This window comes from Streptomyces sp. NPDC056224, assembly GCF_042267665.1.
GTDB lineage: Bacteria > Actinomycetota > Actinomycetes > Streptomycetales > Streptomycetaceae > Streptomyces.
Map to the genome: position 1 here is coordinate 755,830 of NZ_JBHJTK010000001.1, position 9,738 is coordinate 765,567.

Annotated in this window: 6 protein-coding genes; all 6 read right to left on the reverse strand. The window is 71.8% G+C overall.

Annotated elements, in window-relative coordinates:
- Positions 1–268: 268 nt before the first annotated feature.
- Genes ACFCZ1_RS03465 through ACFCZ1_RS03490 form a run of 6 tightly spaced genes read right to left on the reverse strand, consistent with a single transcriptional unit; the run spans position 269 to position 9,655 of the window.
- On the reverse strand, positions 269–1,825 hold the full coding sequence (locus tag ACFCZ1_RS03465) for a GMC family oxidoreductase (RefSeq protein ID WP_376676633.1): 1,557 nt from the start codon (positions 1,823–1,825) through the stop codon (positions 269–271).
- Positions 1,822–3,375, reverse strand: a complete 1,554-nt coding sequence (locus ACFCZ1_RS03470) for an APC family permease (RefSeq protein ID WP_376676634.1) — start codon at positions 3,373–3,375, stop codon at positions 1,822–1,824. Before ACFCZ1_RS03470 ends, ACFCZ1_RS03465 begins: the two co-directional genes overlap by 4 nt.
- A 29-nt stretch (positions 3,376–3,404) precedes the next feature.
- On the reverse strand, positions 3,405–4,871 hold the full coding sequence (locus ACFCZ1_RS03475) for an aldehyde dehydrogenase family protein (RefSeq protein WP_376676635.1): 1,467 nt from the start codon (positions 4,869–4,871) through the stop codon (positions 3,405–3,407).
- Positions 4,864–5,994 carry an aromatic ring-hydroxylating dioxygenase subunit alpha gene (locus ACFCZ1_RS03480; protein WP_376676636.1) on the reverse strand — a complete coding sequence of 377 codons (1,131 nt, stop codon included), beginning with the start codon at positions 5,992–5,994 and terminating at the stop codon, positions 4,864–4,866. Before ACFCZ1_RS03480 ends, ACFCZ1_RS03475 begins: the two co-directional genes overlap by 8 nt.
- Positions 5,995–6,004: 10 nt before the next feature.
- Positions 6,005–7,186 carry an N-methyl-L-tryptophan oxidase gene (solA, locus tag ACFCZ1_RS03485; RefSeq protein ID WP_376676637.1) on the reverse strand — a complete coding sequence of 394 codons (1,182 nt, stop codon included), beginning with the start codon at positions 7,184–7,186 and terminating at the stop codon, positions 6,005–6,007.
- Positions 7,187–7,210: 24 nt separating this feature from the next.
- Positions 7,211–9,655: an FAD-dependent oxidoreductase gene (locus ACFCZ1_RS03490; RefSeq protein WP_376676638.1), complete on the reverse strand. Its 2,445-nt coding sequence runs from the start codon at positions 9,653–9,655 to the stop codon at positions 7,211–7,213.
- Positions 9,656–9,738: the final 83 nt, after the last annotated feature.

A 9,738-nucleotide genomic window follows, 5' to 3' on the forward strand; every position in this document is an offset into this window, starting at 1 on the left:
CGCCCGCACCCGGGCCCGTACCGGCGCCCGCACCCGGGCCCGTACCGGCGCCCGCACCCGGGCCCGTACCGGCGCCCGCACCCGGGCCCGTACCGGCACCGGCACCCGGGCCGGCACCGGCGCCCGCGCCGCGCTCCGGTGGGCCCGCAGGGACGTAGCCGGCCGCAGGGCCACGCACGCGCGCGCAGGACCCGGCCCCGGCCGGGGCCCTCCGCGTTCGCCCACCGGGCCGCTCGGCGTCCGGGACCTGCCGGCCGGGCCCGTCGCCTCAGGCGTCCGCGCGCAGGAGATCGGCGCACTTCTCGCCGATCACCATCGTCGTGATGCACGGGTTGACGGTGACGAGGTCCGGCATGACCGACCCGTCCGCGACCCGCAGCCCGTCGACCCCCTTGACCCGCAGCCGGGCGTCGAGCGGCGCCGTGGGGTCGCGGTCGGCTCCCATCTTCACCGTGCAGGACGGGTGGTAGACGGTGTTGTGCGTCGTACGGATGTAGTCGAGCAGTTCGTCGGCCGTGCGGACACCCGGGCCCGGGGCGAGCTCGGCGCCCGCCCACCCGACCAGCGCCGGCTGTGCGGCGATCCGGCGGGCCAGCTCGATGCCGCGCCCCATCACCCGCGTGTCGTGCTCGTGCGTGAAGTACCGGGGGTCGACCCGGGGCTTGTCGCGGTAGTCGCGGGTCCGCAGCCGCACCGTGCCGCGCGACTTGGCACGCGTCACGTTCGGCGTCAGGCAGAAGGCGTTCTCCGAGGTCGGATAGCCGTGCCGGGCGGTGTTCATGTCGAAGGGCACCGAGCCGTAGTGGAACATCAGGTCCGGCCGGTCCAGACCCGGCTCGGTGTCGTAGAAGATGCCCGCCTCCCACCACTGGCTCGACCTGGTGGCCATCGGCTGCCTCGCCTCCCACATGACGACCCCCTCGGGGTGGTCCTGGAGGTTCTCGCCGACCCCCGCGGAGTCCACGAGCACCTCCACGCCCACCTCCCGCAGATGGTCCGCCGGGCCGATGCCCGACAGCATCAGCAGCTTCGGAGAGTCGATCGAGCCGCAGGAGACCACGACCTCGCGGCGGGCGCGGACCGCACGGGTGCGGACGAGATCCGGGTCGAGGTACTCGGCGCCCGTACAGCGCAGCCCGTCGAACGTCAGCTTCTTCACCCGCACCCCGGTGCGCACCTCCAGGTTGGGGCGCTTGCCCAGCACCGGGTGCAGATAGGCCACCGACGAGGACTGGCGGATGTTGTTCTCGTCCGCGTTGATCTGGAACCAGTTGGCACCCCGTACCACCGTCGTGCCGGTGTTGAACGGCGTCGTCGGTATGCCCGCCTGCGCACAGGCCTTCAGGAGGGCGGCGCCACACGGGTCCTCGCCCTTGAGGGTGCGCAGCCTCACCGGTCCCGAACGGCCGTGGTGGTCCCCGGGAGCGTCGTTGTCCTCCAGCCTGCGGTACAGGGGGAACAGGTCCGCCGCGCTCCAGCCCGTACACCCGGACGCCGCCCAGCCGTCCAGGTCCTCGGCGGGCGCCCAGAAGGCGATGCAGGAGTTGTGCGAGGAACAGCCGCCGAGCACCTTGGCGCGCGCGTGCCGCATGAAGCTGTTGCCGCAGGCCTGCGGCTCGACCGGGTAGTCCCAGTCGTAGCCGGACTCCAGCAGACCCATCCACCGTTCCAGCTTCAGGACGGCGTCGTCCCCGACGTCGCTCGGGCCCGCCTCCAGGACGCACACGGTGACGGACGGGTCCTCGCTCAGCCGCGCCGCGACCACATTGCCCGCGGTACCGCCACCGACCACGACGTAGTCGAACTCTCCGGACCGTCCGCTCATGAGGGGCCGACCTCCTCGAGTGCCGCGGGCCCGGGGCGGGCCACCGCGGCGTGTTCGGCGAGGACGCCCGTACGATGCCGCTGGACGAACCAGTAGTAGCCGAAGCCGCCCAGTGCGATCGCGCCGACGAACAGCACTGCGCCCCAGCGCAGGTACCAGTGGTACGGGGCCGCCGCGTTGTACACGGCCGACCGCGGCCAGATGAGGTTGAGGGTCATCGCCGCCCCCCACACCACGGCGAGGACGTTGACGGGCAGTCCCCACCGGCCGAGGGAGAACTTGCCCGCGGCGGGCTGCCACCGCCCGCGCAGCCGCGCCACCAGCATCGGCCCGGTCACCAGGAGATAGGCGATGTAGATCATCACGATGCCGATGCTGGTGACCACGGTGAAGATCTGCGGCTGGCGGATGTTGACCAGCAGGATCGCGAGGGCGAGCACCCCGATGAGCACGGTCGGCAGGATCGGGGTGCCGAACCGCGCGCTGACCTTCGCGAGCCGGGAGGAGGCGGGCAGATTGTTGTCCCTGGCCATGGCGAAGGCGAGCCGGACGGCCGCCGTGTGCACCGCGAGCGCGCAGACGGTGACGGCTATCAGTACGCACCACAGCATCGCCTTGCCGGCCGTCGGGCCGAGGACGTCGAGGACGACGTACTGCAGCCCGTCCGTGGAAAGCCTCTCGCCGCGCAGACTCGACACGCTCATCAGCGCGAGGATCAGGACCAGGCCGCCCAGGACGAACGAGGCGACGATCGCACGGATGATGGCGCGCGGCGCGTTCCGCGAGGGATCGAGGGACTCCTCGCCGAGCGAGGCCGCGGTGTCGAAGCCGTACATCACGTAGGCCGAGGCGAGCGAGGCGATCAGGAACGCCCCGAAATAGCCCAGGGGCTGGCCGGAACCGCTGCCGGCTGTCTCGGTGACGACCTGCGGCCCGCGTACGACGTTCACCGCGAGCAGCACGATCAGGACGACGGTCGCGATGAGTTCGAGGAAGACACCCGCGGTGTTGATCCGCGCCATCAGCTTCACGCCGAAGGCGCTCACGACCGTCGTGAAGAGGATCAAGGCGGCGGCCAGGACCACCGCGTTGGTCGCCACGTCGTACGTCCCGGTCCCGTCCCCGACGAACTGGAAGACGGACGAGATCTGCGGGAGCGTCAACTGGTAGGCGAGGGCCACGGCGGCGATGGACACGATCGAGGCGATGAGCATCATCCAGCCGGCGAGCCAGCCGACGTGTCCGTTCCCGACCTTCTTCGCCCAGTTGTAGATGGACCCGGCCACGGGATAGCGGGCGGCCAGTTCGGCGAAGCACAGCGCGACCGTGAACTGGCCGGCGAAGACCATAGGCCAGGACCACCAATAGGCGGGACCGCCGCTGGCGTACCCGAAGTAGAAGAGCTGGAAGGTGCCCGTGAGGATCGAGATGTACGAGATGCCGGCCGCGAAGGTGTGGAAGTTGCCGAGCGTCCGCTTGAGTTCGGGACGGTAGCCGAACTCGGCGAGCTCCGCGTCGTCGCCCGGCGGGGAGGGTGGCGCAGTTTCCATGGATCAGCTCCTGGACAGTAGAGGTTGTCTCACGCGAACCAGCCCTGCGGCTCCGGTGCGGTGTTGCGCCAGATGTGCTTCGTCTCGCGGTATTCGGCGAGACCGGCCGGACCGAGCTCCCGCCCCGTGCCGGACTGCTTGAACCCTCCCCACTCCGCCTGCGGCAGGTAGGGGTGGTAGTCGTTGATCCACACGGTGCCCAGGCGCAGCCGTCCCGCGACGCGCCAGGCCCTGCCCTCGTCGCCCGTCCACACCGCGCCCGCGAGACCGTAGACCGTGTCGTTCGCGAGCCGCACGGCCTCGTCCTCGTCGCGGAACCGCTCCACCGTCAGGACCGGGCCGAAGGACTCCTCCCGCACCACCGACATCCCCGCATGACACTCGTCGAGGACGGTCGGCAGGTAGTAGAAGCCCCGGTCGTACGCGGGCCCTTCGGGCCGGGAGCCGCCGCAGCGCAGCACCGCGCCCTCGGTGACGCCCTGCGTGACGTAGGCCTCCACCTTGGCGCGATGGGCGGCCGAGACGAGCGGCCCGGTCTGCGCCCGCTCGTCGAAGGGGCCGCCCAGGCGGATCTTCCCGGCCCTGCGCACGACCTCGTCGACGAACCGGTCGTGCAGCGCGTCCTCGACGAGCAGCCGCGCTCCCGCGGAACAGACCTGCCCCGAATGCAAGAACACCGCGGTCAGCGCCATGTCCACCGCCGCCTCGACATCGGCGTCCGCGAAGACGACGTTCGGGTTCTTGCCCCCGAGTTCGAGCGCGACCTTCTTCACCGTTCCGGCGGCCGCGGCCATCAGCCGGCGGCCGGTCTGCAGAGCGCCGGTGAAGGAGAGCAGGTCGACGTCGGGGTGGTCGGCGAGCGGCGCACCCGCCGCGGGGCCCGCGCCGAGTACGAGGTTGGCGACACCGTCGGGCAGCCCCGCCTCGGCGAGCAGGCGCATCAGGCGGATCGCGGTGTGCGGGGTGAGCTCGCTCGGTTTCAGGACGAAGGTGTTGCCCGCGGCGAGGGCCGGCGCGACCTTCCACGCCGTCTGGAGCAGCGGATAGTTCCACGGCGTGATCAGTCCGCAGACCCCGACCGGCTCGTGCACCACCCGGCTGTCGGTGTTCGCCGTGCCCGTCTCGATCACCCGGCCGGTATCGGCGGGGGCGAGCCGCCCGAAGTACCGGAAGCACTTCACGACGTCGTCGACGTCGTACGCGCTCTCCACCAGCCGCTTCCCGGTGTCGAGGGACTCGGCGCGAGCCAGCGCCTCCCCGTCGCGGGCGATCAGATCGGCGACGCGCAGCAGCAGGTCGCCGCGCCCGGCGGCGCGGGTGTGCGGCCACGGGCCCTCGTCGAACGCCAGGCGGGCCGCGGCGATCGCGTCGGACGTGTCGTTGCCGTCCGCCTCGTCGACCTCCGCGACGAGAGTGCCGTCGGCGGGACAGCGGATCTCCCGGGTGCGCCCGTCGCGGGCAGCCGTCCACGCGCCGCCGATGAACAGATCAGGCACCGGTGCCCCCCAGCTTCTCGGTCAGCCAGGCGTGGAAGACCCCGAGATGGTGCTCGGCCGGCACCAGCACGCCGCCCGCCCGGTACGCGCGCGACGCCATCGCCGGCTGGGTCCGCTCACAGGCGTCGAAGTCCTGGACGTTGACCCGGTGGAACAGCTCCACGGACTTCGACACGTCCGCGCCCGACTCGACGACCTCCGGCGCGTACAGCCAGTCGCACTCGACGACCGTGCGGTCCTCGGCGAGCGGGAACATCCGGTGCACGATCACGTGGTCGGGGACGAGGTTGACGAACACGGTGGGCTTGACCGTGATGGCGTAGTAGCGCCGGTCCTGCTCCTCGGCCACCTCGGGCAGTCTGGCGAACCCCTGACTGCCGTCGACGGTGAAGCCCTCGGCCTCCTCGGCGAACTCGGCGCCGTGCCCCACGTAGGACTGCGCCGCGTACCCGTCCGCGAACTCCGGCAGCACATCGGTGAGTTCAGGATGGATCGTCGCGCAGTGGTAGCACTCCATGAAGTTCTCGACGATCAGCTTCCAGTTCGCCTTCACGTCGTACGAGATCCGCCGGCCGAGCGCGAGCCCCGCCGTGCCGTACCGCTCGATGGACGCCGCGTCACCGAGCCGCTCCACGGCCGCGCCGATCACGGTCTCCTCGAAGGACGGCGGCTCGCCGGCCAGGCACACCCACGCGTAGCCCAGCCATTCGCGCAGGTGCACCGTCACCAGGCCGTAGGCGCTGCGGTCGACGTCGGGCATCCTCACCAGGTTCGGCGCGGCGATCAGCTTGCCGTCGAGGTCGTACGTCCAGGCGTGGTAGGGGCATTGGAGCGCGCGCCGGAACTCACCGGACCCCTCGGTGCACAGCCGGGCGCCGCGGTGCCGGCAGACGTTGAGGAAGGCGCGCAGCTCGCCCGCCCGGTTACGGGTCACGATCACGCTCTCGCGGCCGACCTGCACGGTACGGAACGCACCGGGCCTGTCGAGATCGGTGCCGCGCACGGCGCAGAACCACATCGATTCGAAGAGCCGCTCCTGCTCCCGCCGGAAGATCTCCGGGTCGGTGTAGAAGCGGCCGGGCAGCGTGGCGATCAGGCTGGGCGGGAGGTCGGTGGCCGTCAAGGCGGACTCCTCAGGCGGAGGGCGCGGACACGGTCCGCGGCGCGGTCGCCGCGGACGGCCGGCGCGGGTCGAAGAGCTCGATGGGATGCCCGGTGACGCCGTTCAGCGCCAGGTCGGCGACGATCTCCCCGACGACGGGCACGAACTTGAAGCCGTGGCCGGAAAACCCGCACGCCACGGTCACCGAGCCGGGGTGCTCCGGATGGCGCGCGATCACGAAATGCTCGTCGGGGGTGTTGGAGTACATGCAGGTGGCGGCCTTGAGGAAACGGCCGGGCAGGGACGGGATGTGCCGGGAGAGCTGTTCCGCCATCGCCGCGACCTCCTCCTCGCGCACGACCCGGTCGATGGTCTCCGGCGTGCACACGGTGCCCTTGCGGAAGAACGCCACCTTCGCGCCGAGCCCGGGACCGTCGATCGAGGGGAAGCCGTAGAACTGGACGTCGTCCGCGTCCTCCCAGATGTAGATCGGATGGTTCTCGGGGAGGAAGGGACGGGTGCCGCCCTCGGGCTCGAACCAGTACATGACCTGCCGCTCGATGGTGAACGGCACGCCCAGGTCCGTGAGCAGCTGCGGCGCCCACGCACCCGGGCAGATCACCAGCTGGCCGGCGGTGTAGCTGTTCTCGGCGGTATGGACCCGTACTCCGTCGCGGTACGGCTCCCAGCGCACCACCGGTTCCCCGAAGTGCAGATCCGCGCCCGTCCGCGTGGCGAGCTGGAGGTGGGCCGCGACCGTGTTCTCGGGCCGGACGAGCCCGGCCCGCGCCTCGTACAGTGCCACCTCGTCCCCGGCGGGGGTGAGGGTGGGGAAGCGGCGATGGAGCTCCTTCGCGTCGAGCATCTCGTGCGGCAGGTCCCACTGCCGGGCCGAGCGCAGCGAGCCGGACACCGTACGGGAATCGGGGCGGCCGACCATCACACCGCCGCACAGCGTGGCGATGTCCCGGCCGGTGTCGCGCTCCAGGGCGTCGAACAGCTCGTAGGAGCGCAGCAGCAGCGGCACGTAGGCGGGGTCCTCGAAGTACGACTGCCGCGTGATGCGCGAACCTCCGTGGCTCGAACCGCGGTTGTGGACCGGGCCGAACTTCTCCAGGCCGAGCGTGCGCGCGCCTCGCGCGGACAGATGGCGGGCGGCGGCACTGCCCATTCCGCCCAGGCCGACGACGATCACGTCATAGGTGGGTGACACGGTGGGGTCCTCCTCGGACGCTGCCTAACGGCGGATGCGGCTCATGCCGGGGTCGAACAGTGGCTCGTCGGCGACGGTCGCCGGGACCTTCTCACCGAAGTACTCGATGTGTACCGGGGTGCCGGCGCCGAGCGGGGGCAGCCACGCGTACGCGACGCAGCGGCCCAGGGTGTAGCCGTAGGAGGCGCTGGTCACGTATCCGGCGGGCAGACCGCCGACGTACACCGGTTCCTTGCCGAGGACGACGGCCGCCGGGTCGTCGAGCAGCAGTGCGGTGAGCCTGCGCCGGGGCTCGCCCGCGTTCTCCAGAGCGGTGCGTCCGACGAAGTCGCCCTTGTCCATCCGCACGGCGAAACCGAGCCCGGCCTCGTACGGGGTGTCCTCGTCGGTCATGTCCTGGCCCCATGAGCGGTACCCCTTCTCCAGGCGCAGGCTGTTGAAGGCCGAGCGGCCCGCGGCGATCACGCCGTGCTCCCGGCCGGCCTCCCAGAGCGTGTCCCAGAGCCGCAGCCCGAGGTCGGCGGTGGTGTACAGCTCCCAGCCGAGCTCGCCGACGTAGCTCAGCCGCATCGCCGTCACGGGGACGTGGCCGATGTGGGTCCGTTTGGCACGGAAGTAGCCGAAGCCCCGGTGGGAGAAGTCGTCCCGGGTCAGCGGCTGCACCAGCGCCCGGGCGAGAGGTCCCCACACGCCGACGCAGCAGGTGCCGGAGGTGATGTCACGCATCCGCACGTCGTCGGGGGCGTGGCGCAGCAGCCAGTCCTCGTCCGCGCGGCTGTTGGCGCCGATCTGGAAGCGGTCGGCGGCCAGGCGGGCCACGGTGAGGTCCGAGCGGATGCCACCGGTCGCGTCGAGCATCAGGGTGTAGGTCACCGCGCCGGGCTTCTTGGCGAGGTCGTTGGTCGTCATGCGCTGCAGGAAGGTCAGGGCGCCGGGGCCGGTGACCTCCAGCCTGCGCAGCGGGGTCATGTCGTACAGGGCGACCTTCTCGCGCGTCGCCCGTGCCTCGGCGGCGGCGATCGGCGACCAGTAGCGGGCCGACCAGGAGTCCCGTCCGGGCAGATCGACGCCCTCGGCGAGCGGGGCGTTCGCCTCGTACCAGTGCGGCCGTTCCCAGCCGCCACCCTCCAGGAAGCGCGCCCCGAGCTCCTGCTGGCGGGGGTGGAAGGGGCTCACGCGCAGGGGGCGCGGCTGCTCCACGGGCTGCAGCGGGTGCAGGACGTCGTACACCTCGACGAACTGCCGGGCCCCGCGGTCGGCGACGTACGCGGGGGAGCGCTGGGCGTCCTCGAAGCGGGTGAGATCGCACTCGTGGACGTCGATCCCGGGCCGCCCCTCCACCATCCACTGTGCGACGGCCCTGGCCACCCCCGCCGAATGGGTGACCCACACGGCTTCGGCGAGCCAGAATCCGCGCGGCGTGCGGGCCTCGCCGAGCAGGGGCATCCCGTCCGGCGTGAAGGAGAAGACGCCGTTGAACCCCTCCTCGACCCCGCTCCCGGCGAGCGCGGGCAGCAGCTCCTGACAGTCCCGCCAGCTCGGTGCGAAGTCCTCCGGTGTGAACGGGTACGAGGACGGCATGACCGGTGCCTCGTCGTAGGCCGGGACGGTGAACGGGTCGACGGGCAGCGGCCGGTGGGCGTAGCTGCCGACACCGATCCTGTCGGTGTGCTCACGGAAGTACAGGTCGCGGTCCTGGAACCGCAGGATCGGCCGGGACGCCTCGGTGCGCGGGTCGTTGAGGCCCGCGAGCTCCGGCAGGGGCCGGGTCCTCGCGTACTGGTGGGCGAGCGGCAGCAGGGGCACGTCGACACCCGCCATCCGGCCGACGACCGGACCCCAGAAGCCGGCCGCCGACACGACGTGGTCGGCCGGGAAGACACCCCGGTCGGTGACGACACCCGTCACCCGGCCGTCCTCCTGCCCGATGCCGGTGACGGTGTGCCGTTCCAGGAACCGGGCGCCGCGGCTCCGGGCACGCTCCATCTGGGCCCGGCAGGCGGGGACGGCACGGGCCAGGCCGTCGTCCGGGGTGAAGAACCCGCCGAGGATCCTGCTCGTGTCCAGCAACGGCCACAGCTCCTTGCACCGCCCGGCGGAGACCAGCTCGCCGCGGATGCCCCAGGACGCCGCGTAACCGGCCCTGCGGTGGAGGTCGGCCAGCCGCTCCTCGGTGGTGGCCAGCTCCAGACCGCCCACCGGGTTGAAGCAGGGCAGGCCGTCGACCTCGAGTGCGCTGAACTTCTCGATGGTGTACCCGGCGAACGCGCTCAGCGTCTTCGACGGATTGGTCCGGAAGACGAGACCCGGGGCGTGCGAGGTGGAACCGCCCGGGGCCGGGAGCGGGCCCTGTTCGAGGACCGTGACATCGCTCCAGCCGCGGGCGGTCAGCTCGTCGGCGAGCGAGCAGCCGACGATGCCGGCGCCGATGACCACGACACGGGGACCGGGTGCGGGCGCGTGGGACATGCCCCTCCTTGAGTCGGGTGGGGACGGACCTGGGTCCTGTCGTGGGTGGGGGGGGGGGGGGCGGGGGCCCCGCCGGGGCGAGC